Raw genomic sequence first — 23,865 nt, forward strand, 5'->3', positions numbered from 1 at the left:
TTGATAGGGGTCTAGGACTTCGCGACCTCCAGGAAACCGTCCTGCACGAACGCCCGCACTTGCGGCAGCAACTCGGCCCGCAACTCGGCCGCGTCGACCGACAGCACCGTCGCCAGTGCGTCCACGATGGTCCCGGCCGGCAACGTCCCGTCGCAAGCGCCGACGAACCCGGCCTCGGCGGTCCCGGCGGTGACGGCGCGCAACAGGCCACGTCGCTGCCGCAGCACGATGTGCTCGGGATCCTCGTCGCCGGGCCGCCCGATCTGCTCCTGCACGACGCCGTCGGCCTGGGTCAGCCGAGCGGCCAGCAGCGCGTCGTCGTCGACACGAAGGTCGGTCACGCGGTCGAACCACGCTCCGACCGCTGGGCCGAGCGGCTGCTCGACGGCGTGCGGCCATTCCTCGATGCGGACGGACGGGTCAGCGGCACCGGTCCGCCGCAGCGCGATCCAGCCGAACCCGATGCCCTCGACGGACTGCTCGTCGAACCACCGCAGCCAGTCGGCGTAGCGCTGGGCGTATCCGGTGTCGCCGATCTCGCCGGAGTCGCGCAGCCACAACTCGACGTACTCGGCGGGATCCTCGACCTCGCGCTGGATGACCCACGCGTCGCAGCCGGTCGAGGCCACCCACGCGCCGAGCCGGTCACGCCAGTCGACCCCGCGCACGTGCGTCCAGTTCGCCAGCGACTGCAGCAGCCCGCCGTCGGCGAGATGGCGGGCGCCGTCGACGACGACGCGGCGGGAGATCTCGTCGCCGGGCAGGCCGCCGTCGCGGTAGACGTGCGTGCCACCGGGCGAGACGACGAACGGCGGGTTGGTCGCGATCAGATCGAACGTCTCGCCGTCCACCGGTTCGAACAGGCTGCCGCGGCGCAGGTCGACGTCCAGGCCGTTGAGACCGACGGTAAGGGCGGCCAGCGCCAGCGCCCGCGGGTTCACGTCGGTCGCGACGACCCGCTCGCTGTGCCGGGCGAGGTGCAGCGACTGCACGCCGCAGCCGGTGCCGAGGTCGAGCGCGCGCGAGACCGGCCGGCGCACGGTGAGCTGTGCGAGCGTGCTGGACGCGGCGTTGAGGCCGAGGACGTGGTCGTCGGGGATCGGCGTCCGCTGACCGTCCATGCCCGGAGTGAGGTCGGCCACCACCCACCAGTCGCCGGCGTCGTCGGCGTACGGCCGGATGTCGACCGCGGCTCGGACGGTGTCGCCGTCGGCGCTGGCCTCGAGGATGCCGCCGGCCAGCAGCGGCTCGACCGGCAGCACCCGCTCGAGCAACCGCCGCTCGACGGGCGTCTGCAGCGACCAGAGCCGTGCCAGCAGCGCCGCCGGTTCGTCCGACCCGGCGACGGCGAGCCGGCCGGGGGTGGTCTCGTTGCGGTCCAGCGCCGCTGCCGCCCGCGGACCGAGCAGGTCGCGAACGCCGTCGACGGTGTACCCGGCCGCCGCCAGCGCGTCGCGCACGCGGGCGACGTCGTCGTCGGACAGGCCGGGAGTCAGAGTCGTCACGGCGAATATTCTGTCGCGATGGCACGAGCGGTCGGCGTCCGAGTCCGGTATGAGGTGGTTCCCGCGGCGGTGCGCGCGTGGGTCGAGACGTCGCTCGGCGGCCCCGTCGTCAGGACGGACGAACAGACCGGCGGGATGTCGCCGGGGTGCGCGACGCGACTGGCCACTGCCGGTGGACGGACGGCGTTCGTCAAGGCGGTCGGCGCATCGCTGCAACCGGACACGCCGGCGCTGTTCCGCCGCGAGATCGACGTGCTGCGCGCCCTCCCGCCGGCGCCGTACCGGCCGGCGCTGTTGGCGGACTACGACGACGGCGACTGGGTCGCGCTGCTGCTGGAGGACGTCGACGGCCGCCCGCCGGATCTCGCCGACCCCCACGGTGCCGACGCGACGGCTGTCCGCGAGCTGGTCGGTCGGCAGGCCCGCGAGCTGACGCCGTCGCCACCGGGGGTGAGCGACAACCGGCGACTGCCGGAGATGGCTGAGCGCTGGCGGGACCGCTGGGCCGAGCTCGCCGGCGCACCGGACCACGTCCTGCCGCCGTGGATGGCCGGCCAGACCGCGCGGCTGTACCGGCGGGTCGCGACGCTGCCGGAGCGGCTCACAGCCGAGGCGCTGTGCCACTGGGACGTCCGCGAGGACAACCTGCTCGTCCGGCCGGACGGCACCGCGGCGATCGTCGACTGGGGAATGTCGTGCCTCGGACCATCCTGGGGCGACGCGTTCATGCTGGCGCTGACCTGGGTGGACACGCCCGTGTTCGACGAGTTGATGGCCGCCGAGCCGGTCGCCCCGGAAGTGGTGACGGACCTGCTGCTGGCCTTCGCCGGCGGGCAGGCCTGGCGTGGGGCGCAGCCACCGCAACCCGGGCTGCCGACGTTGGCGGATTACTGCCGCGCGGAGGCGGCGCGCGGGTTCGCCGGAGTCCACCGGCGGCTCGGCTGACGCCACGCACACCGCCGAACCCGCTGGGGTCAGCGCAGCCACCCCGGGACCAGGTCGCTCGCCGGCTACGTCGAGGACCAGCGCCGCTTCCGCAACGGCGTCGTCCAGCTGCGCTACCGGGCCGGCTAGGTCGCGGCGGCCACGGGCCTCGACCGGTCGGTCAGCATCTTCACCGCTAGCCCAGCCAGCACTGATCCCATCACCCAGCGCTGCGCCCGCAGCCACAGCGGCCGCGAGCCGAGGAACGACGCCAGCGAGCCGGCGGTCAGCACGATCAGCGCGTTGACGGTCAGCGCGACGACGATCTGCGTCAGCCCGAGCAGCACACTCTGCGTCGCCACACTGCCGCGTGCGGGGTCGACGAACTGCGGCAGCAGCGACACGTAGAGGATGGCGATCTTCGGGTTGAGCAGGTTCGTCACCAAGCCCATGGTGAACAGCCGACGGGGACCGTCGGGCGGCAGCGGCTTCGGCGCGAACACCGAGTCGCCGCCAGGCCGGATGGCCTTCCACGCCAGCCACAGCAGGTACGCCGCACCGGCGATCTTCAGTGCCGTGTACAACGCCGGAACCAGCGTGAACACCGCCGCGATGCCGACCGCCGCGGCCAGCAGATAGACGAGGAATCCCGCCGCGACTCCGGTCAGTGAGATGAGGCCCGCGCGGCGCCCCTGGGTCACCGACCGCGACACCAGGTAGATCATGTTCGGCCCCGGCGTGAGCACGAGGCCCAGCGCGACGGCCGCGATTCCGAGCAGTGCTCCGGTGGTCACCATGTTCGATCCAACCGGCCGCCCACTGGATCGATTCCATGTGTGAACCCCCGGTTGAGGGCTGGACGGGGGATCCGTGCTGCTCGCCGGGTGACGAACGACGAAAAGTCTCCGGGCCCACTTCAACGACACGATGGAAGTCATGAGTCTCGACACGGAGAAGACGCAGGTCACCGGCCGGCGATGGTGGACGCTGGCGGTGGTGAGCGCGGCGCAGCTGCTGGTCGTCCTGGACGGAACGATCGTGAACATCGCGCTGCCGTCGGCGCAGGAGTCGTTGGGGATGGCGGACGGCGGCCGCCACTGGGTGATCACCGCGTACGCGCTGACGTTCGGCGGGCTGCTGCTGATCGGCGGGCGGGTGAGCGGTGTTCTGGGGCACCGGCGGGCGTTCATCACCGGGCTGCTCGGCTTCGCCGCCGCGTCGGTGCTGGGCGGCGCCGCCGGCTCGCCGGAGCTGTTGTTCGGCGCCCGGGCACTGCAAGGCGCGTTCGCCGCACTGCTCGCACCGGCAGGGCTGTCGCTGCTGGCCACGACGTTCACCGGCAGCGACCGCGGCCGCGCGTTCGGCGTGTTCGCGGCGGTGGGTGCGGCAGGCTCGGCGGTCGGGCTGATCGCCGGTGGACTGCTGACGGAGTACGCCGGCTGGCGCTGGTGCCTCTACGTCAACGCGCCGATCGCACTGCTCGCGGCGCTCGGCGCGGCGCTGGTCCCGGCCGGCCGGGCGATCCCTGACCGTGGCCGTCTGGACGTCGGCGGCGCGCTGCTCAGCCTGGCCGGATTCGCCGCGCTGGTGTACGGCTTCGCCCGGGCCGAGTCGCTGGGCTGGGGCTCCGTTCAGGTGTGGACCCTGCTGGCCGGTGGACTGGGACTGCTGGCGGCATTCGTCGTGGTGGAGTCGCGGGTGGCGCGCCCGCTGCTGCCGATGCACGTGCTGCGGCACCGCGTGCGGGCCGCCGCGTTCGTCGCCGTGACGCTGCTGTTCGTCGCGATGTTCGGCTTCTACCTGTTCATGAGCTACTACACGCAGACGGTGCTCGGCTACTCCCCGGCGCAGGCCGGCCTGACGCTGATCGTCAACTCCGCGGCCGCCGTGGTCGGATCGGTGCTGGTGGCCGGGCGGCTGTACGGACGTGGCAGGCCGGCGGCGTTGATCGTGCCGGGACTGCTCGCGGCCGCCGCCGGGACGCTGCTGCTCACCCAATTGCGGGCGGACACGTCGCATGTGCTCGCGCTGTACCTGCTGCCGGCGATGGCGCTGACCGGGCTCGGTCTCGGCTGCGTGCTGTCGCCGACCGCAGGCATGGCCACCGAGGGCATGCGCGGCCACGACGTCGGCGCAGCATCGGCGGCGTACAACGCCGCCCAGCAGGTGGGCGCCGCCTTGGGAACGGCGCTGCTGAACACGGTGGCCGCTGCGGCGACGGCTGCCTTCGCCGGGCCGGGGGCGGCCGCGGCCGTGGTGCACGGCTACACGGCCGCGCTGACCGTCGGCGGCGTGATCCTGTTGGCAGCCGCCGCCCTGACCGCCTTGCTGCTGGGCTCTCATCGTCACGCTCCCTCCGCTCCGAGTTGATCTTGAAACGAGAGTATGCCAACCTCTCTTCAAGATCAACTTCGAACGCCGGGGAGGGCGACATGCGTACGAAAGACAGGCGTGCACCTGGCCGCCCTCGTGCGAGAGCGACCAGGTGCACGGTCCATCGATCAGACCCGGCGGCGGCGGTCGTAGAGCACCACCGCGATGCCACCTGCCAACAGCACCAGGCCGGCGATCAGCACCACCAGCGGGTCGGCACCGGTGTCGGGCAGGTCGCCGTCACCGCTGTCGCCGCCGCTGTCGGTGCCGCTGTCGGTGCCGCTGTCGGTGCCGCTGTCGGCGCCGTCAGCCGCCCCGCCGGCGTCGCCACCGTCATCGTCGCCGCCCTCGTCGGAACCACCGTCGTCGCCCGGCTGGGCGGCGGTCACGGTGAACGGCGCCGACGCGGTCAGCGCGGAGTCCGCGCCGGCCAGCGTGACGGTGGCCGGGCCCACCGGCGAGTCGGCCGGGACCGTCCAGTCGATGCGCACCGTCCCGTCCTCCGACGTCGTACCCGTCACGGTGACGGGCTCGGCCTCGGCCTCGGCGGCCAGTTCGTCAGCGCTGACGAACTCCAGCGGCACCCGCAGGTCGAACGCGCGGTTGGCCGCCGACCTGTGGTCCGTGCGCAGGTAGAGCACGCAGCCGGCATCGCAGTCGGCGTACTCGTCGGCCGCGGCCAGCGCGATCGAGGTCTCGGCCACCCCGGCGGCGATCGGCACCACGACGTCCTCGCTTCCCGCGTACGGGAAGTTGGTGATCCACCTCGAGGTACCCGACTCCCCACTGGTGTCGGCACCGCCGATGGCCGGCGTCGCCACCTCGCCCGGGCCGTTGTCGACCGCCGTCAGCAGGTAGAACCCGGCCGGAGCGTCCGGCGTGTTCTCCTCGCTGGTCGGTTCCAGCCCGGTCACCGTGACGTCCAACTGGCCGCCGTCGACGACCAGCAGCTTGCCGTCGCGCCGCACCAGCGGGGTGCCGTCGGCAGACCTGACGGTGATCGCCTGGCCGTGGTCGTTCTCGAACGTCAACTCCTCGGTTGCGGCGTCGATCAGGATCGTCGCCTCGACCGTCTCCTCGGGGCCGAAGTCGGTGCCGGTGAACGTGACCGTCTCACCCTGGGCCACCGTCTCCGGGTCGACGCTGACCGCGGGGTCGGGCTCGGGCTCGTCGTCCGCCTCCTCCACGGTGAAGGTGGCGCTGGCCAGCGACTCGTCCGCAACCACGAGGTCGACGGTGTGCCCGCCGGCCACGAGGTTCTCCGGCACGCTCCAGCCGATCTCCACCGTGCCGTCGTCGCCCACGGTTCCGCTGCCCGCCTCCACCGAGGCCGCGGGCGCACGGATGTCGGCCGCAGCCGCGGCCTCCTCGACCGGCACCGCGAACGTGACCGGGTCCAGCTCGGTGCCCGCGGGGTAGAAGTCGGCGAACGCCGCCACACCGGCCTCCGTCAGCGCCGCCGGCACCTCCGACGCCGTCACGACACCGCCGGTCTCGGTCACCGGATGGTCGGTGAAGTCCAGCGTCGCCAGCTCGACGTCGTCGTAGGTCACCAGCTCACCGGAGTCCAGCGACTTGCTCACCACGTCGGCCACCAGCACGCCGTCCGTCGCGGAGGAGACGAAGACCCGTGGGTCGGTGACGGTCAGCTCGAGCAGCGGGCCGGCGCCCATGTCGTGACCGGCGAAGTACACCTCGCCACCGAACGCCAGCGCGGTTGCGTCGCCGGTGCCATCGCTGAATCGGAAGGTGCCGTCGCCGTTCTCCGTCGCCGGGTCGCGCACCTCGATGGACCCGTGCGCGATCGGACCGGTGATGTAGCTCCGGAACGATGCCTTGACGCCCCAGTCGAGCGTGCCGGTGCCACCCGGCGACGTCGCGTCGCGGTCGACGACGGCCGTCACCGTGGCGCCGGGCGCGAACCCGGTGCCGGTGAACGTCACCGCCTCGCCCTGCACGACGGGGTCCGGCTCGACGGTGACGGCCGGCGGCTCCGGCTCGGGGCCGGGGTCGGTCGCGAACGCCACCGGGACCACGACATCCTGGCTGCGGTCCGCGCGATAGTCCACCGGCGTCGCGTCGGAGGCCTGCGCCGAGCTGAAGCTCGCCACGAAGCACGCCGTCTCGGCGCAGTCCACTCCGCTGCCGGTCACGGTGCCGGCCAGCGTCAGGGTCCGCGAGAGCACGCCCGAGGCGTCGGCCTGCACCACCTCGTGCTGCAGCCAGCCGGTCGGCCAGCCGTACTCGGGGTCCTGCTCCGCGTTGGCGGTGATCGCCAGCGAGATCCGACGGTTCGGCGCGAATCCGGTGCCCTCGATCCGCACCTCGGTGCCGACCGCCAGCTCCTCCGTCGGCGTGACGGTGAGCTCCGGGGTGCGGACGTCGGCGAACGCGATGCGCGTCTGCGTCGTGTACGCGGCGTCGGCCGCCGGGTCGACCGGCGACGTGTGCACCGCCAGCGTCGTACCCGGCTCGACCGTGCCGGTCGTCAGCGTCACCTCGAACGTGCCGAGCGCGGCACGGCCGAACGAGAGCAGGCCGCTGACCGGTTCGAACGAGACGGTCTCGACCGGGTCCAGCGCCGGCACACTGCCGTCGCCCGTCACCACGCCGACGCCGACCCGCAGGCCGCCGGCCAGGTCGGCGGGGGTGAACCCCGACCCGGTGACGGTGATCTGATCGGCGTACGGGTCGAGATCCGCGACCTCGGACACCACGACCGTCGGCGTCGGAGCCGGCGGCTCGTCCTCCAGCGTCACGCTGAACGTGACGGGGTCCAGCTCAGTGCCCGCGGCATAGAACCCGGCGAACGCCTCGGCGCCGGCCGCCGTCAACGCCGCCGGAACGCTGGCCGCCGTCGCGACGCCGCCGGTCTCCGTGATCGGGTGGTCGGTGAAGTCCAGCGTCGCGAACTCGACATCGTCGTAGGTCACCAGTTCACCGGACGTCAGCGACCTGCTCACCACGTCGGCCACCAGCACGCCGTCCGTCGCGGAGGAGACGTCGAGCCGCGGGTCGGTGACGGTCAGCTCCAGCAGCGGCCCCGAACCGGTGTCGTGACCGGAGAAGTAGACCTCGCCGGCGAACGTCAGCTCGGCGTCCTGCACCGACCCGGTGCCGGTGCCGTCGGCGAACCGGAACATGCCGTCCTCGTTCCGCGTCGCCGGGTCGCGCACCTCGATCGACCCGTGCGCGATCGGACCGTTGATGTAGTTGCGGAACGATGCCTTGACGCCCCAGTCGAGCCTGCCGGTGCCCGTCGGCGGCTGGTCGTCGGCGAACGTGATCGGGACGAAGACGCTCTGGTCGAGGTCGGCGCGGCGGCTCGGGAACACCGCCACGGCGCACTCCGCCTCGCGGCAGTCGACCGTCGCGCCGTCGTCCGTGGTGAAGGTCGGCGCGAGGCCGTCGAGCTTCAGGCTCCACGCGCCGTCGCCCTCGCCGGGAACCAGCTGGCTGGTGCCGGCAGGGTTGCGCGGCAGCTCGCGCGGGTCGCTCACCGTGCCCAGCGCACTGGTCTGCACGACCAGCAGGTGGTCGCCGGCGACGAAGCCGGTGCCGTGCACGTAGGTCGAACCGCCCTCGGCCGGGAACTCGGCAGCGTCCAGCGTCACCGACGGCGCGGGCCGCTCGGTGTCGTCGAACGCGATCGGCGCCCAGACGTCCTGGGTCCGGTCGGCGGGGTCGCCGAAGTCGTAGGCCACCACGACGCACTCGACGATCTGGCAGTCGTAGACGTCGCCGCTGCCGTCCGGGACGAACCGCGAGGTCACGGCGGTGAGCGACGCCGGCGCGAGGAACTCGCCACCGGCCGTCGTCATCACCCGGGCCGAGCCGATCGCCTTCGGCCACGTCGACGGATCCGTGCCCTCCACCCGGACGGCCTGCACTACCTCGATCGCCGTCTGCGGGTCGAAGCCGCTGCCGGTCACCTCGACGACGTTCGTGCCGGCGTTGTCCAGGCCGGTCCACGCGGAGAGCGTGAGCGCGGGCGCGGCCGGCTCGTCGTCGGCGACGGTGAGCGGCACGGCCAGTTCCTGGTCCGCGTTCGTCGTGCCGCCCGCCGCGTAGGTGTACACGCCTGGTGTGGTGTCCGCCGGCCACTCGACCGGCTCGCCGGTCGTGCGGTCCGTCGGCTTGGCCAGCGTCAGCTCCGCGGTGAACGTCCCGTCGGCCGCGATCTCCACCCACTGGGCCCTGATCGCGTCCTGGTACTGCGCCGGCACCTGGTCGAGCGCGTCCTGCGCCAGCGCCCACTTCTGGGCGCCCACGGTGCGCGCCGACGACGGGGCGCCCTCGGACGGCCGCCACTGGTCGGCGAACGCACCGAACACCACGTACGCGCCGGCAGGCACGCCGGCCGGGATCGGCGGCCGGTTGCCCTCGGGCGCCACGTTGCCTTCGGGGTCGAACCCGCTGCCGCGCACGACCACGGTGTCGCCGTAGCTCAGCTCAGCGTCGGCCACCGGAGTCACGCCGTCGGCCGCGAACACCTCGATCGACGGCTCGAACACCGGCTCGCCGTCGCCGAACGGGATCGCCACCTCGGCGTCGTGACTCCGGTCGCCCGGCGTGGCGCTGAACGTGACGAAGACGTAGTCCTTCGTCGCGTCGACCAGCCCCGTCCCGAGGTACAGGGCGGGTTTGACGAATCCGTCGGTGAAGTTGATCGAGTGCAGGTTCGACCACGCGACCGCCTCGGTCTCGTAGTCGAACGTGTCGCCACGGTCGGCCCAGACGGCCGCCTCGACGACGGCCATGATCGTGTTGCCCGTCGGCACCGGGAAGCCGCCGCCGAGCACCTCGACGACCAGGTGCTCTGCCGCGGGGTCGTACTCGGCGCCCGCAGGGAAGACCAGCGTCGGCTCGTCCGGCGCCGGGAGCACCGTCAGGGTCGCGGCCTCGGTGACGACGTCCTCGCCTCGGCCGTTGCCGGCGGTCGCACGCACCCGCAGCCCGTCCTGATCGGCGGTGACGCCGGTCAGCTGCAGGTTCGCGGAGCTGCCCGCCTCGCCGTGGTCGGTCCAGGTCGCACCGCCGTCGGTGCTGGTCTGCCACTGGAGCGTGGGCCGCGGCCAGCCGGAGACCTCGGCGGCGAACTGCGCCCGATACCCCGCGAACGTGGTGTCGTCCTCGGGCGACGACCCCAGCGCCGGCGCGGCGGCATCCTGCACCTGCAGGCCCGCGGCGGTCGACATCAGCGAGATCGTGCTGTTCGCGACGGCGACCCGGACGTAGGTGCTCGTGTCAGCCGCGGTGACGGCCGGCAAAGTCAGCGTGGCACCGGTCGCGCCGTCGACGTTCACCCAGTCGGTTGCGCCCGGGGCGCGACGCTGCCACTGGTAGGTCAGCGCGTCGTCACTCTCGGCGGCAACGGTGAACGTGGGGTCCTCGCCGGTGACGGCCTGCGCCCACTGTGGCTGCCCGGTGATCGTCACCGGAGCGACGTCGACGAAGTCCGGCACACCGCCATCGAGGTCGAGCAGCACGGGCAGCGGCGGCTTGTTCGGGTCGGCGCTCAGCCCGCTGCTGTGCCAGTACGACGACAGCCCGGTGCGGTAGTGGAAGTCGACGATCGGGGTCGGCCACGAGCCCCAGTCCGGGTTCGCCGCCTTCGCCTCGTCAGGGATCGCCGACGTCTCGCGCCGGCCCGACTGTGGGTCCGTCGGGTCGTTCAGCGGGAAGTAGTCGACGCCGCGGTAGACCGGCGTGCCGGAGACGACGCCGTCCTCGATCGCGACGCCAGACAGCTCCAGGATGGTCACGTCCTGCTCGGGGTCGAGCGGTTCCTTGACTGTCGGGTCCTCCATCGACGACGCGAAGCCGCCGACCTCGGCGGTGATGGCGCCGTTGCCCGCGCCGTCGATCGTCAGCACCGGGTCCTTGACGTACCACGGCACCATGCCGCCGTAGGAGTAGATGGTGAACGCGCCGGTCCAGGCGATGCTGCCGGCGCCGTTGGCGTCCAGTTCGCCGGCGCCGCCGGTGAACAGCGCGCGCTGGTTGATCTTGTCGTCGACGAGCGGGAGGCAGCGGTTCGCTGCGGTCACCTGCGTAGCGCGGCCGTCGGCCAGCCGCTTGAGCAGGTGGACCCCACCGTCCTGGGTCTTGTAGCTGGCCTCGGTGCCGTCGGCGATACCAGCGACGAAGAAGCTGCAACCACCGGCCGGCGAACCGTACTGGGAGACCAGGTTGATGCCCCACTCGAAGGTCGCGTCGGTCACCACCACCGGCTCCGGGTCCGGGTCGGGCTGCTCGGCGACGGTCAGCGGGACACCCAGCTCTTGGTCCGCGTTGGTCGTGCCGCCGGCGGCATAGGTGTAGATGCCGAGCGTGCCGGTCTCCGGCCACTCGACCGGCTCGCCGGTACTGCGGTCGGTGGGCTTGGCCAGCGTCAGCTCGGCCGTGAACGTGGCGTCCGACTGGACGTCGGCCCACTGTGCGCGAATCGCGTCCTGGTACTGCGCCGGCACCTGGTCGAGCGCAGCCTGCGCCAGCGCCCACTGCTGGGTGCCGACGACACGGCTGGCCGACGGCGCGCCGGTCGAAGGCCGCCAGTCGTCGGCGAACTTGCCGAAGACGACGTACGTGCCTGCGGGGACGCCGGCCGGGATCGGCGGGCGGTTGCCGTCGGGCGCCACGTTGCCTTCGGGGTCGAAGCCGCTGCCGCGCACGACGACGGTGTCGCCGTAGGTGAGCTCGGCATCCGCTGCCGGGGTGGTCCCGTCGGCCGCGAACACCTCGATCGACGGCTCCCAGACCGGCGCCGTCGCTTCCAGGGTGGCGGTGAACGTGACGGGGTCGAGGGCAGTGCCGGCGGTGTAGAAGTTCGCGAACGCAGGCACGCCGGCCGCGGTCAACGTCGCCGGAACGCCGGTCGCCGACACCGTGTCGCCGTCGAACGTCAGCGGGTGATCGGTGAGGTCGAGGTCGGCGAACTCGACGTCGTCGAAGGTGACCAGTTCGCCGGAGTCCAGCGACTTGCTGACGACGTCGGCCACCAGCACGCCTTCGGTCGCGGACGTCACGGCCACCCGCGGGTCGGTCACGGTCAGCTCGAGCAGCGGACCGGCGCCCATGTCGTGACCGGCGAAGTAGACCTCGCCGGCGAAGGACAGGTCGGCAGTGCCGGCGCCGGGTTCGGATCCGGGTTCGGCTTCGGGGGCGGAGCTGGCGGTACCGGTCGCGTCGGCGAACCGGAACGTGCCGTCCTCGTTGCGTGTGGCGGGGTCGCGCACCTCGACGGAGCCGTGCGCGATCGGGCCGGTGATGTAGTTCCGGAACGACGCCTTGACGCCCCAGTCGAGGCTGCCGCCGGTGACGTCGGCCGCGGCGGACACGGCAGATCCGGGGTTGCTAGCGGATGCGGCGGGCTGGGCCGCCAGTGCAGCTGGCGCAGCGCCCGCGACCGGCGAGCCAGCGGCCAGCCCGCTGGCGGGCACAGTGCTCGCGATCGGCGAACCGGACGCCAAAGCGGCGGGTGCGGCGCCCGCGACCAGCGTGCCGGTGGCCAGCGCGGCGGCGATCAGCGCTGCCACGGTCGGTCTGAACAATGTGGTCCTCACGGTCGGTTCATCTCCTCGCTGCGACGACGCGCGGCGACGGCCACGACTCCGCCGCCGAGCAGGGCCAGTCCGGCCAGCGCGGCCGGGATGATCGGGGCGCCGGTCTTGGCGAGGTCAGATCCGTCGGCCGCTGAACCCCCGGCGCCGGCGGTCGACGACGTGCCGCCCGAGGCGCCGCCGTTGTCGCTACCGCCCGCGGCGCCGTTGTCGCTACCGCTCTCACCGGCCGCGGCCCCGCCCCCACCGGTTCCGCCGGCGTCGCCAGTGCCGCCGTCCGCGCCGGTCCCGGCGGCGAACGTGATCGGCAGCAACACGTCGGCGCTGCGGTCGGCCGTGCGGGTGTGGTCGGCGCGGGTGCCGACGACGCAGCCGTTGGGCGCTTGGGTGGGGTCGAGGCAATCGGTGAACTCGTCGCTCGCGGCGACGCTCAACTGGACGTCGAACGAACCCTTGCCGCCGACCTCCTCGAACGGCGTCGCCAGGCCCTCGCCGTAGGACGGCGGGTTCGACGAGATCCATGCCGAGGCACCGCCGCCGCCTTCCATGTCGGCGCCACCGAGGCACGGAGTGGGCTGCTGACCTGCGCCGTTGTTGACACACACGACGACGTAGATGCCCTTGGTGAGGTCGTAGCCCTCGCCGTGGACGGTGATCGTCTCACCGGCCGGGTCAAGTCCGTCGACCTTGGAGACGGTGATCGTCTGGCCTTCCGGGCCGGTGGCGGATGCGGCCGCCGCGGTCCCGGCGAGGCTCAACGAGCCACCCGTCGCCAGGACCACCCCCAGCGCCGTCGCGAGTCGACGGCGACGTGAGCGCCGTCGGGAAACGTTCGACATGTCCCACCCTTCAACCTGATGTCGGGGTCTGCGGATCAATGAGGCACCATATCGGCATAGGTAAGGCATACCTACATTGGGGTAGGCAAACCTAAGATGCAATACTTGTCTCATCTGCAGCGCCGACCCGGAGGAGCATCCGTGCCGACCACCCGAACGCCGGCCGAGGCCGAGCCCCGAACGTTCTCCCAGGCCCTGCGCGAGCGCAGCTGGCCCCTGCACGACGTCGCCAACGGCGCGGAGTTCATCAACGCGCTGATGGAGGGCCGCATCAGCCGCGCCGGCTACGCCGCGCTGGTCACGCAGCACCTGTTCGTCTACGAGGCGCTGGAATCGGTCGCCGCCGCCATGCGTGACGACCCGATCGCCGGGCCGTTCGTCACCGACGAGCTCCCCCGGGTGCCGTCGCTGCGGCGCGACCTCGCGTTCCTGCTCGGCAGCGCCGACGCCGTCGACGACCTCGAGCCGCTCCCGGCGACGCGCCGCTACGCCGACCGCATCCGCGAGACGGCGCAGTGGCCCGGCGGGTTCGTCGCGCATCACTACACGCGCTACCTCGGCGACCTCTCCGGCGGGCTGGCCGTCGGCACCATCGTGTCGCGAACGTACGGCTTCCAGCTCGGCGGCGAGGGCGTGCTGTTCTACCACTTCGCGCAGATCCCGAAGCCGCGGCCGTTCAAGGACGCCTACCGCGCCCGGCTCGACGCGGCGCCGTGGAACCCCGACGAGCGGGAGCGGGTCATCGACGAGGTGGTCCTGGCGTACGGGCTGAACACGGAGATCTTCACCGAGCTGGGCGCGGTCCACCCGGCGACGCCCGCGGGCGGCTGACGTGCGGCGATGGGGGCGCGGGCCGGCCGTCGTCGTGGCGGCCGGCCTGCTGCTGGGTGCGGCGGCGTGCGTGGCTCCGGCGGACGACGCGGCTGATGGAGGGACGGACGCACGGTCCGCGTCGCAGAGCACCCCGGCGGACCCCGCAGCCGATCCCGTCAATGCCTGTCAGGAACCGGTACCCGGGTTCGGCGTGACGGTCGACGCGGACGGTGAGCCGCTGCCCGAGCGCGCGGATCCGCCGGCCGACGACTCGGCCAGCGACGAGGACGGCGATCCGCGCGAGATCCTCGGCCCGTCCACCGCGACGGTCGACCAGACGGTGACGCCGGTCGCCGACGATCCCGCCCCCGCGCTCCCCGTCACGGTCGAGTCCTGCGACGGCGAGACGGTCGTCGTCGACGACGCCAGCCGCATCCTCGCCGTCGACCTCTACGGCACGCTCGCCGAGATCGTGTTCAGCCTGGGCCTCGGCGACCACGTCGTCGGCCGCGACGCGTCCACCGGGTTCCCGCAGGCCGCCGACCTGCCGCTGGTCACGCCCGGCGGGCACGACCTCAACGCCGAGGCGATCCTCGACCTCGACCCCACCGTCGTCCTCACCGACGCCAGCGTCGGCCCGCCCGAGGTGCAGCAGCAGCTGCGCGACGCCGGCATCCCGGTGATCTTCTTCGACGACGCCCGCGACCTCGACCGCATCCCCAGCCAGATCCGCGCCGTCGCCGGCGCGCTCGGCGTCCCCGACGAGGGCGAGCAGCTGGTCGAGCGGACGTCCGGCGAGATCGCCGACGCGCTTGCGCTCGCCCCGGCCGGCGCCGACCCGCTGCGCATCGCGTTCCTCTACACCCGCGGCGGCATGGTGCAACTGCTGGCCGGGCCGGGGTCCGGCGCCGACGCGATGATCCGTGCCATCGGGGCCGTCGACGTCGGCACCGACATCGGGCTGGAGCGGCCGTTCACGCAGATCACGTCCGAGGCGCTGATCGAGGCCGCCCCCGACGTCATCATCATGATGACCAAGGGCCTCGAGTCCATCGGCGGCGTCGACGGCATGCTCCGGCTCCCGGGCGTCGCGCAGACGCCGGCCGGCGAGAAGCTGCGCGTCGTCGACATGGCCGACTCCGTGCTGCTCAGCTTCGGGCCCCGCTCCGGGCGCACCATCGAGGCGCTCGCCCACGCCGTCTACCAGCCATGACGGCGACGGTGTCGGCGCCACCGGAAGCACCAGCGACGGCACAGGCCGCGGCCGCCCGGCCCAGCCGATGGCGGCGCAGCCGAGGCGGGCTGCTGATCGCCGCGCTGTCCGTCGCTCTGGTCGTCGTGACGATCGTGTCGGCCGGACGGGGCCAGTTGCAGATCCCGCCGGCCGAGGTCGTCGGGTCGATCCTGCACCGGCTGGACGCGAATCTGGAGTGGCTGCTGCGGCAGATCGGGGTGACGGCGGACCTCCCGCTGGACGCCGGGCCGCGGCCGCAGCACGTGCAGGGCGAGAACACGCTCTGGCTGGTCCGGTTCCCGCGCGTCGTGCTGGCGCTGCTGGTCGGCGCGGCGCTGGCGACGGCGGGTGCGCTGATGCAGGGCGTGTTCGGCAACCCGCTGGCCGAGCCCGCCATCGTCGGGGTCTCGCCGGGCGCGGCGGTCGGCGCCAGCCTGGTGTTCGTCACCGGCGCGAACTTCCTCGGCGAGTGGACGGTCGCGGTGGCGGCGTTCGCGACGGGGCTGGTCACGACGCTGCTCGTCTACGCGCTGTCGCGGTCGGGCGGCCGGACGGAGGTCGTCACGCTCGTGCTCACCGGCGTCGCCGTCACCGCGGTCGCGTTCGCCATCGTCGCGTTCGCGACGTTCATCGCGTCGCCGGAGGCGCGCGAGCAGATCGTGTTCTGGCAGCTCGGCAGCCTCAACGGCGCCCGCTGGCAGGCCGTCGTCGCCGTGCTGCCGTTCATGGTCGTGGGGCTGACGCTGGCGCTCGCGATGGCGCGGTCGCTGGACCTCCTCGCGCTCGGCGAGCGTTCCGCCCGGCACCTCGGCGTCCACGTCGAGCGGCTGCGCCTCGTCGCCATCGCCGCGGTCGCCATGCTGGTCGGCTCCGGGGTCGCGTTCGCCGGCGTCATCGGCTTCGTCGGGCTGGTCGTGCCGCACCTGATCCGGATGATCGCCGGGCCCGGCCACCGGGTGCTGCTGCCGGCGAGCGCGCTGGGCGGGGCGCTGCTGCTGGTGTCGGCGGACCTCGTCGCCCGCACCGCCATCCGGTACGCGGACCTCCCGCTCGGCATGCTGACGGCGCTGGTCGGGGGCCCGCTGTTCTTCTGGTTGCTGCGCCGCACGCGCACCAGCCAGGGCGGCTGGGCATGACCCGGCCGGCGGCGCGCCGCGGCTGGGCCGCCGTCCGCCGCGGGCACCGGCTGCCCGTCGCCCCCGTCGCCGGGTCGGTCGCCGCCGCGGCCGCGGGCGTCTCCGTCACGCTCGGCGGGGCGCGGGTGCTGGACGACGTCAGCGTCGAGGTCCGCGCGGGCGAAGTGCTGGCACTGGTCGGGCCCAACGGCGCCGGCAAGTCGACGCTGCTGTCCGCCCTCACCGGCGACGTCGCGGTGTCGGCGGGGGCCGTCACGCTCGACGGCGCGCCGCTGACGGCATGGACGGCGACCGAGGCCGCCATGCGCCGCGCCGTCCTCCTCCAGCAGGTGCGGCTGTCGTTCCCGTTCACCGTCGCCGAGGTGGTCGAGATGGGCCGGGCGCCGTGGGCCGGAACACCGCTCGAGGACGGCGACGACGACGCGGTCCGCGCCGCGCTCGCCGAGGCCGACGTCGTGCCGTTCGCCGGGCGCCGGTTCACGTCGCTGTCAGGCGGCGAGCAGGCACGGGTCGCGCTGGCCCGGGTGCTCGCGCAGCGCACCGGCGTGCTGCTGCTGGACGAGCCGACCGCCGCCCTCGATCTGCGCCACCAGGAGCTCGTCCTCGGCGTCGCCCGCACCCGCGCCGCCGCCGGCGTCGCCGTCGTCGTCGTGCTGCACGATCTCAACCTCGCCGCCGCGCACGCCGACCGCGTCGCCGTCCTCGCCGGCGGCCGCCTCGTCGCGACCGGACCGCCGCGGGACGTGCTCGGCGGCACGCTGCTCACCGACGTCTACGAGCACGACGTCGAGGTGATCGCGCATCCGCGCACCGGCACGCCGGTCATCCTCCCGCGACGCTGACCGGCTCGGGCCACGGGCCGCGGGCTTGGGCCGCGGGACACGCCTGCCCCGCGGGCCGGCCTGGCCTCGGCCCGGCCAGGCCGGCGTCCGTCGGCTCCCGGCGTCCCCCAACGTCGCCGGGTCGCCGTGCGCGGGCCCGCGGCGCCTTCCCCGGCTCCGGGCGGACGGGCCGTCGCCGGGAAAGGCGCCGAGCTCAGCGGGCGGTCACCAGGACCGGGTCACGAACCTGATTCTGAACCGCTGGCGCAGCCCGGGCCGGTGCGCGCGGGCTCGATGCGCTCCGGCGCTGCGGCTCATCGCGGTCAGGTATCTCGGACCCGCCCCGAACTGGACGTGCGTGGCCCGGTACTTACGCCTGCGTTCTGCCATGGATCTTTCGCCCCCTCCAACTGGCGGCCTCACCCCTGAAGAGCCGCCACGTCGGCACCACAGCACGAATGATAAACGTGATCTGCCTCACAGTCATTGGTTTCGCTTGTCCACATTGGGGCGATTTCAACGGTTTTGAACCGTCTATTTCAGTCAATTTCCGGACCACGTACGTGTTTACCGAATACACGAATGCGGACATCCCCGACGCCGGATCGGCCCGGCTCCGGCGAACGTTTCACCATGATCAAGGGGTGGGATCATCAAGAGTCGACCATGTTGCTCGACCGTGTGTATCAGGGGGACGATGCCGCGTTCGGAACTCTCTACCGCAGGGTGTCCCCGATGGCCCGGCGCGCCGCGCACAACATCGTGCGCGACTCACACGCCGCCGACGACCTCGTCCAGGAGACGTTCTATCTCGTGCTGCGGGCGGTCCGGTCCGGCCGCGGCCCGCGTGACTCCTTCGCCGGCTACGTCCTGGCGACGGTGAAGCACCTGGCGTACCGGTACTGCAAGACCGAGAGCCGCACCGTCGCCAACGACGATCCGGACATGTGGGAGCGCCACACCGATATCGTGCTGCCGGCGGCGCAGACGGAGCGGGTCACGGCCGCGTGGGCGTCGCTGCCGCCGCGGTGGCGCAGCATCCTGTGGCTCGTCGAGGTCGACCGGTACTCGCCGGCCGAGCTCGCGCCCGGGCTCGCGCTGACGCCGAACGCGGTCTCCAGCCTCGCGTCGCGGGCGCGGCAGGCGTTGCGGACGGCGTACCTGGCGACCGACTGACGGCGTCGGCGGCGGCCGCCCGCCACGTGCTGCGGGCGGCCTTGCTGCGTCAGCGCACGCCGCGCAGCCAGCGGCGCTGCCAGGGCGTCTCGACCGCCTTGGGGTGGTAGTGGGTACGGATCCAGCCGACCGCCTCGTCCGCCGGAACGCCGTCCAAGATCGCGAGCGCCGCCAGCGCCGTCCCCGTCCGGCCGCGACCACCGCGGCACGCGACCTCCACTCGCTCGCCACCGGCCGCCCGGCTGTACGCCTCGTGCAGCGCGTCGAGGGCGTCGGCGCGGTCGAGCGGGATCCAGAAGTCCGGCCAGCGGATGCGCCGATGCGGCCACGCCGGCATGGTCCCGTCCGTCAGCACCAGCGCGAAGTCGGCCGGACTCGCCGCCGCGCCGAGCGGCCGTCCGCGCACCGTCGCGCCGCTGGGCAGGGTCACCACGCCGAGATCGTCCAGCCATTGCGTCATCCGTCGATTCTCGGACGCCGCACGCCGTATCGGCCCTGGCCGGCCCTTCGCCCGTCGCGAACGGCGCCCTCAGACGGTCTCGGCGACCGGGTCCCCGACGGTGTCGCCGACGACGGGCTCGCGGCGACGGACCGGCGTACGGCGCAGGCCGAGGGCGATGCCGGCGCCGCAGAGCAGCGAGCCGGCCAGCCCGATCGGGGTCCAGACCGACGTCCCGGCGACGACGCCGACGACCATCCCCGCGATCGGCATGATGCCGGCGAACAGGCCGGCCCGGTCGGCGCCGAGGCGGATCACGCCGCCGTACCAGAGCAGGAACGCGATCGCCGTCGTGCACACCGCCAGGAACGTGAGTGTCGCCGCCTCGGACACCGTCGGGACGACGAGGTCGGCGCCCGGCTCGAGCACCGCGAGCCCAGCCAGCAGCGGAACGGCGACCAGGCACACCGCGCCCGACACCTGCAGCGGACTGAACTCCTTCAGCAGCGGGACGGCGAGCAGCGTGAACGCCGCCTCGCAGAGCAGGAAGCCGACGGCGTACGGCACCGCGCCGAGCGGGGCGACCGTCGCGCCCTGCACGATCAGGATGCCGGCGACGACGACCGTGCTGCCCGCGATCGTCCACCCGCGCAGCCGGCCGCCGTCGAGCAGCGGCCCGGCCAGCGCGAGCACCAGCGGCGTCGCACCGACGACGGCCGCCATGAAGGCCGGGTCGGAGCGCTGCGTGCCTTCGATCAGCAGCCAGTTGAACGCCGCCAGCCCGGTGCCCGCCAGCAGCACGAGCCGGCCGAGCTGGCCCGGACGCACCCGCGGGAACCGCACCCGGCGCAGCCGCATGACGGCGAGCAGCACGAGCCCGGCCAGCAGATACCGCCAGGCCTGCCCGGCCAGCACCGGATAGTCCGCGAGCAGCGGGCCGAAGGCGATCGAGGCGCCCACGACCGTCATGCCGACGGTGCAGGCCAGCGCTCCGGCAGCGGTGGGCGACGTGAATCGGGTCATGAACCGATCGTTGCCGAGCAACTGGCCCATGGACAGGGCCAGACACGACGTGGTCCACTAGGCCAGTGACGTCCGACGCCGCTGCCGAACTGGTCGGCCCCTGGGGCCCGCCGCCACCGGGCGGGAAGGCCGCCTGGCTGCGCGGACGGCTGATCGACGCGATCCTCGGCGGACGGTTGCCGCCGGGCACGGCGCTGCCCGGCGCCCGCGACCTCGCCCAGGCCGTCGGCCTCGCCCGCGGCACGACCGACGCCGTCTACGCGCAACTGCAGGACGAGGGGTTCATCCGCTCGGCGCCGCGGCGGCGGCCGGTCGTCACCGGCGGGCCGGGTCCCGGCGCACCGGCGCTGGCGCCGCCCAGCTCGGCCGCCCCGCCGCCGTCGCCGGGCGTGCCCGATCCGGCGCTGTTCCCGCACCGCGCCTGGGCCGCGGCGACGCGTGAGGCGCTGGCCCGGCTGTCCGACCGGGACCTCGGGTACCCGGATCCGGCCGGTCATCCGCGGCTGCGCGCGGCGCTGGCCGACTGGCTGGCCCGGACCCGCGGCGTGTCCGCCGAACCAGACCAGATCCACGTCACCGGCGGCGTCTCGCACGCGATGTGGATGCTGACGACGGTGCTCGGCGTCGCGACGTGGGCGGTCGAGCGGCCGTGCTCGCCCGGCACCATGCATCACCTGGTGCGCCGTCCGGTCGAGGTCGTCGAGGTGCCGATCGACGCGGACGGCCTGGATCCGGCGCTGCTGGACGGGGCGGGCGTCGGTCTCGGCTCGGGGCCACGCTCCGGCTTCGGCGGCTCGCGCGTCGGGGCGGTGATGATCACGCCGAGCCACCAGTACCCGACCGGCGTGCAGCTGTCCGCGCCGCGGCGACGGTCGCTGGTCGACGGGTGCCGCGCGGCGGGCCGCTGGCTCGTCGAGGACGATTACGACTCGCACATCGCCGCCCCAGGCGTCGTGCCGGCGGCGGTGCAGGCGCTGGCGCCGGATCTGGTGGTGTTCACCGGGTCGCTGTCGAAGCTGCTGGCGCCGGGGCTGCGGCTCGGCTGGATCGTCGCGCCGCCCACCGTGGCCGACCGGTTGCGCGAGCAGCGCGAAGACTCCGACCTCGGCGTCTCGGTCGTGCTGCAGCTGACCGTGGCGGCGCTGATCGAGTCCGGCGGGCTGGACCGCCACCTGCGCCGCGCCCGCCGCGTCTACGACGAACGCCGGTCACTGCTGGCCGCGCGGCTGGCGCCTCGGTACGAGCTCGGCGGCGCGCCGGTCGGGGTGCACGCCTTCGCCCCGACGGCGGACGCGGCGGCGCTGGCGGGCGAGCTGCGGTCGTCCGGCGTACCGGCCGCCCCCGTCGACGACGTGCGTCACCCCGGCGCCGTGATCTCCGTGGCCGCCGTCCGCTGACGGCCACTGGCCGCTGGCGCCTGCAGGCGGCGCTGCCTCCCGACGGTCGATGCCCGCCGACGGTCGCCGTGGCCGGGCTCCTGGCGGACGTCTCCGCTGACCGGCTCAGCGTCAGCGTCCAGCGACGGTCCCTCCGGGCGTGCGGCCGCAACCAGGCACCCAGCCGTAGCCGATTCCGTCAAAGAAAAAACAGAACGGCGGCCGCCCCCAGTGGGAGCGGCCGCCGTGCCGTGGATCAGCGGGTCAGACCGCCGCGCCCTCGCGGGCCGGCTCGTCCTCGCCGATGATGGCCGAACGCCGCTTCGAGAACCAGACGGCTGCGACGATGATCGCGACCGCCACGATGGCGATCGTGTAGCGCAGACCGTCGTTGGCGTCAGCGCCCACCGACATCGAGACGATGGCCGGGGCGATCAGCACGGAGACCAGGTTCATCACCTTGATCAGCGGGTTGATGGCCGGACCGGCGGTGTCCTTGAACGGGTCGCCGACAGTGTCGCCGATGACGGTGGCGTCGTGGGCGCCGGAGCCCTTGCCGCCGTGGTTGCCGTCCTCGACCAGCTTCTTCGAGTTGTCCCAGGCGCCACCGGAGTTGGCCAGGAACACCGCCATGAGCACACCGGTCGCGATGGCACCGGCCAGGTAGCCGGCCAGCGGGCCGACACCGAGACCGAAGCCGACCGCGATCGGCGCCAGCGCCGCCATGAGGCCCGGCGTCGCCAGCTCACGCAGCGAGTCCTTCGTGACGATGTCGACGACGCGGCCGTAGGCCGGGGTCGACGTGCCGGCCATGATGCCCGGGTCGTCGCGGAACTGGCGGCGCACCTCGAACACGACCGCACCGGCGGCACGGCCGACGGCGTTGATGGCCAGGCCCGAGAACATGAACACGACCGCGGCGCCGATGACCACGCCGACCAGGACGTTCGGCGACACGATCTCGAGCAGGAACGACGTGTTGCCGGCGATGTCGCCGCCGACGTTGGCCAGTTCGCGCGAGATGGCGTCCATGTAGGAGCCGAACAGCGCCGTCGCCGCCAGGACCGCCGTGGCGATCGCGATGCCCTTGGTGATGGCCTTCGTGGTGTTGCCGACCGCGTCCAGCTCGGTGAGGATCTGCGCGCCCTCGCCGTCGACGTCGCCCGACATCTCCGCGATGCCCTGGGCGTTGTCGCTGACCGGCCCGAACGTGTCCATCGCGACGATGACGCCGACGGTGGTCAGCAGACCCGTGCCGGCCAGTGCGATGAGGAACAGCGACAGCTCGACCGAGCCGTCACCCAGCAGGAACGCACCGTAGACCGCACCGCCGATGACCAGCGCGGTGTAGACCGCCGACTCCAGCCCGAGCGCGATGCCGGACAGGATCACCGTCGCCGGACCGGTGAGCGACGTCTTGGCGACGTCCTCGGTCGGCTTCTTGTCGGTGCCGGTGAAGTAGCCGGTCAGCCACAGGATGACGCCGGCCAGCACGATGCCGAGGAACACGGCGGCGGTCGCGAGGACCCGCGGGTCGCCGTCGTGGTCGCCGAGGCCGCCGTCGAGCTGCGCGAAGCTGTCGGGCAGATAGGCGAACGCGGCGATGGCACACAGCACCGCGGATACCACCGCGGAGATGTAGAACGCCCGGTTGATTGTGGTCAGGCCGTTCTCGCCGGGGCGCGGTCGGGTCAGGTAGATGCCGAGGACGGCGGTGAGCGCACCGAGCGCCGGGACGATCAGCGGGAAGACCAGGCCCTCCTGGCCGAAGGCGACCTGGCCCAGGATCAGCGCGGCCACCAGCGTGACGGCGTACGACTCGAACAGGTCCGCCGCCATGCCGGCACAGTCACCGACGTTGTCGCCCACGTTGTCGGCGATGGTCGCGGCGTTGCGGGGGTCGTCCTCGGGGATGCCCTGCTCGACCTTGCCGACGAGGTCGGCGCCGACGTCGGCGGCCTTCGTGAAGATGCCGCCGCCGACACGCATGAACATGGCGAGCAGCGCGGCGCCGAAGCCGAAGCCCTCGAGCACCGTCGGCGCGTCCTCCTGATAGACGAGGACGACGACGGCCGCGCCCAGGAGTCCGAGGCCGACAGTGGCCATACCGACGGTGCCACCGGTGCGGAACGCGACCTTCATCGCCGGGTCGCGGCCCTCATCGCGAGCAGCGGCGGCGACACGGACGTTCGCCCGCGTGGCCAGCCACATGCCCATATAGCCGATGGCGGCGGAGAACGCCGCACCGACCAGGAAGAACAACGACCGGCCGAACCGGACGCCGGCATCGCCGGGGAGCAGGAAGAGCAGGCCGAAGACCAGCACCACGAAGATGCCCAGCGTCCGGAACTGCCGGTTGAGGTAGGCCGCGGCGCCCTCCTGCACGGCGCGCGCGATCGTCTTCATGTTCTCGGTGCCCTCACTTGCACTGAGAACTTCTCGGCGAAACAGCGCCGCCATCGCCAGGGCTGCCACCGCGATCAACGCGACGACAACCACATAGGAGAGGTTGAGCCCGGTCATTCGTCCTCCTTGACGTCGCCCTCGGGCAGGGCGTTGAAACAGCTGTCCGCGCCCGGTCCGCTGGACCGACCGCTGACAGGAATCGGCTCGTTCGTATCGACGGACCGCAAGATGGGCAGGA

The 23,865-nt window shown here is 73.0% G+C and carries 15 protein-coding genes; 8 read left to right on the forward strand and 7 right to left on the reverse strand.

Going from position 1 to position 23,865, the window contains the following annotated elements:
* Positions 1-11: 11 nt before the first annotated feature.
* On the reverse strand, positions 12-1,505 hold the full coding sequence (locus BLV02_RS21140) for a DUF7059 domain-containing protein (RefSeq protein WP_069110005.1): 1,494 nt from the start codon (positions 1,503-1,505) through the stop codon (positions 12-14).
* Between the two features lie 18 nt (positions 1,506-1,523).
* Between BLV02_RS21140 and BLV02_RS21145 the strand changes: the two genes are divergently transcribed.
* Complete coding sequence (locus BLV02_RS21145; protein ID WP_083288355.1) at positions 1,524-2,450, forward strand: phosphotransferase family protein; 927 nt, start codon at positions 1,524-1,526, stop codon at positions 2,448-2,450.
* 125 nt (positions 2,451-2,575) lie between these two features.
* Here BLV02_RS21145 and BLV02_RS21150 read toward each other — a convergent pair whose 3' ends face one another.
* Positions 2,576-3,226, reverse strand: a complete 651-nt coding sequence (locus BLV02_RS21150; RefSeq protein ID WP_069110007.1) for a LysE family translocator — start codon at positions 3,224-3,226, stop codon at positions 2,576-2,578.
* 139 nt (positions 3,227-3,365) lie between these two features.
* Here BLV02_RS21150 and BLV02_RS21155 point away from each other — a divergent pair, with 139 nt between their 5' ends.
* A complete protein-coding gene (locus tag BLV02_RS21155) occupies positions 3,366-4,799 on the forward strand; it encodes an MFS transporter (protein WP_069110008.1) in 1,434 nt (477 codons plus the stop codon).
* A gap of 131 nt (positions 4,800-4,930) precedes the next feature.
* On the opposite strand, the gene BLV02_RS21160 is transcribed toward BLV02_RS21155, so the two are convergent.
* Both BLV02_RS21160 and BLV02_RS21165 read right to left on the reverse strand, forming a co-directional pair.
* Positions 4,931-12,340, reverse strand: coding sequence for an HtaA domain-containing protein (locus tag BLV02_RS21160; RefSeq protein ID WP_171906672.1), 7,410 nt, complete (start codon positions 12,338-12,340; stop codon positions 4,931-4,933).
* A 23-nt stretch (positions 12,341-12,363) separates the two neighbouring features.
* Entirely contained in the window at positions 12,364-13,203 is an 840-nt protein-coding gene (locus BLV02_RS21165) for a hypothetical protein (RefSeq protein WP_069110010.1), read from the reverse strand.
* Between the two features lie 141 nt (positions 13,204-13,344).
* Between BLV02_RS21165 and BLV02_RS21170 the strand changes: the two genes are divergently transcribed.
* The 5 genes from BLV02_RS21170 (at position 13,345) to BLV02_RS21190 (ending at position 18,383) form a co-directional block, all read left to right on the forward strand.
* Positions 13,345-14,034, forward strand: coding sequence for a biliverdin-producing heme oxygenase (locus tag BLV02_RS21170; protein WP_069110011.1), 690 nt, complete (start codon positions 13,345-13,347; stop codon positions 14,032-14,034).
* A 193-nt stretch (positions 14,035-14,227) separates the two neighbouring features.
* Complete coding sequence (locus BLV02_RS21175; protein ID WP_216094053.1) at positions 14,228-15,229, forward strand: heme/hemin ABC transporter substrate-binding protein; 1,002 nt, start codon at positions 14,228-14,230, stop codon at positions 15,227-15,229.
* The gene (locus BLV02_RS21180; protein WP_069110013.1) at positions 15,226-16,386 is read left to right on the forward strand and encodes a FecCD family ABC transporter permease; all 1,161 of its coding nucleotides are present in this window, start codon (positions 15,226-15,228) and stop codon (positions 16,384-16,386) included. The genes BLV02_RS21175 and BLV02_RS21180 overlap by 4 nt, the downstream gene beginning before the upstream one ends.
* Complete coding sequence (locus BLV02_RS21185; protein ID WP_069110014.1) at positions 16,383-17,228, forward strand: heme ABC transporter ATP-binding protein; 846 nt, start codon at positions 16,383-16,385, stop codon at positions 17,226-17,228. The genes BLV02_RS21180 and BLV02_RS21185 overlap by 4 nt, the downstream gene beginning before the upstream one ends.
* Before the next feature lie 645 nt (positions 17,229-17,873).
* Complete coding sequence (locus tag BLV02_RS21190; RefSeq protein WP_281243416.1) at positions 17,874-18,383, forward strand: RNA polymerase sigma factor; 510 nt, start codon at positions 17,874-17,876, stop codon at positions 18,381-18,383.
* Positions 18,384-18,432: 49 nt separating this feature from the next.
* On the opposite strand, the gene BLV02_RS21195 is transcribed toward BLV02_RS21190, so the two are convergent.
* On the reverse strand, positions 18,433-18,843 hold the full coding sequence (locus tag BLV02_RS21195; RefSeq protein WP_069110016.1) for a protein-tyrosine phosphatase family protein: 411 nt from the start codon (positions 18,841-18,843) through the stop codon (positions 18,433-18,435).
* A gap of 69 nt (positions 18,844-18,912) precedes the next feature.
* A complete protein-coding gene (locus BLV02_RS21200) occupies positions 18,913-19,845 on the reverse strand; it encodes a DMT family transporter (protein WP_069110274.1) in 933 nt (310 codons plus the stop codon).
* A gap of 65 nt (positions 19,846-19,910) precedes the next feature.
* Between BLV02_RS21200 and BLV02_RS21205 the strand changes: the two genes are divergently transcribed.
* Positions 19,911-21,242, forward strand: coding sequence for an aminotransferase-like domain-containing protein (locus BLV02_RS21205; protein ID WP_069110017.1), 1,332 nt, complete (start codon positions 19,911-19,913; stop codon positions 21,240-21,242).
* A gap of 243 nt (positions 21,243-21,485) precedes the next feature.
* On the opposite strand, the gene BLV02_RS21210 is transcribed toward BLV02_RS21205, so the two are convergent.
* Complete coding sequence (locus BLV02_RS21210; protein WP_069110018.1) at positions 21,486-23,744, reverse strand: sodium-translocating pyrophosphatase; 2,259 nt, start codon at positions 23,742-23,744, stop codon at positions 21,486-21,488.
* Positions 23,745-23,865 lie beyond the last annotated feature (121 nt).

This window comes from Jiangella alba (assembly GCF_900106035.1).
Taxonomy (GTDB): domain Bacteria; phylum Actinomycetota; class Actinomycetes; order Jiangellales; family Jiangellaceae; genus Jiangella; species Jiangella alba.

Excerpts from the sequence above, each read along its gene's own strand:
- BLV02_RS21195 (WP_069110016.1), bottom strand. The coding sequence starts at position 18,843 with ATGACGCAATGGCTGGACGATCTCGGCGTGGTGACCCTGCCCAGCGGC.
- BLV02_RS21200 (WP_069110274.1), bottom strand. The coding sequence starts at position 19,845 with ATGACCCGATTCACGTCGCCCACCGCTGCCGGAGCGCTGGCCTGCACC.
- BLV02_RS21190 (WP_281243416.1), top strand. The coding sequence starts at position 17,874 with ATGTTGCTCGACCGTGTGTATCAGGGGGACGATGCCGCGTTCGGAACT.
- BLV02_RS21165 (WP_069110010.1), bottom strand. The coding sequence starts at position 13,203 with ATGTCGAACGTTTCCCGACGGCGCTCACGTCGCCGTCGACTCGCGACG.
- BLV02_RS21180 (WP_069110013.1), top strand. The coding sequence starts at position 15,226 with ATGACGGCGACGGTGTCGGCGCCACCGGAAGCACCAGCGACGGCACAG.
- BLV02_RS21185 (WP_069110014.1), top strand. The coding sequence starts at position 16,383 with ATGACCCGGCCGGCGGCGCGCCGCGGCTGGGCCGCCGTCCGCCGCGGG.
- BLV02_RS21145 (WP_083288355.1), top strand. The coding sequence starts at position 1,524 with ATGGCACGAGCGGTCGGCGTCCGAGTCCGGTATGAGGTGGTTCCCGCG.
- BLV02_RS21210 (WP_069110018.1), bottom strand. The coding sequence starts at position 23,744 with ATGACCGGGCTCAACCTCTCCTATGTGGTTGTCGTCGCGTTGATCGCG.
- BLV02_RS21155 (WP_069110008.1), top strand. The coding sequence starts at position 3,366 with ATGAGTCTCGACACGGAGAAGACGCAGGTCACCGGCCGGCGATGGTGG.
- BLV02_RS21150 (WP_069110007.1), bottom strand. The coding sequence starts at position 3,226 with ATGGTGACCACCGGAGCACTGCTCGGAATCGCGGCCGTCGCGCTGGGC.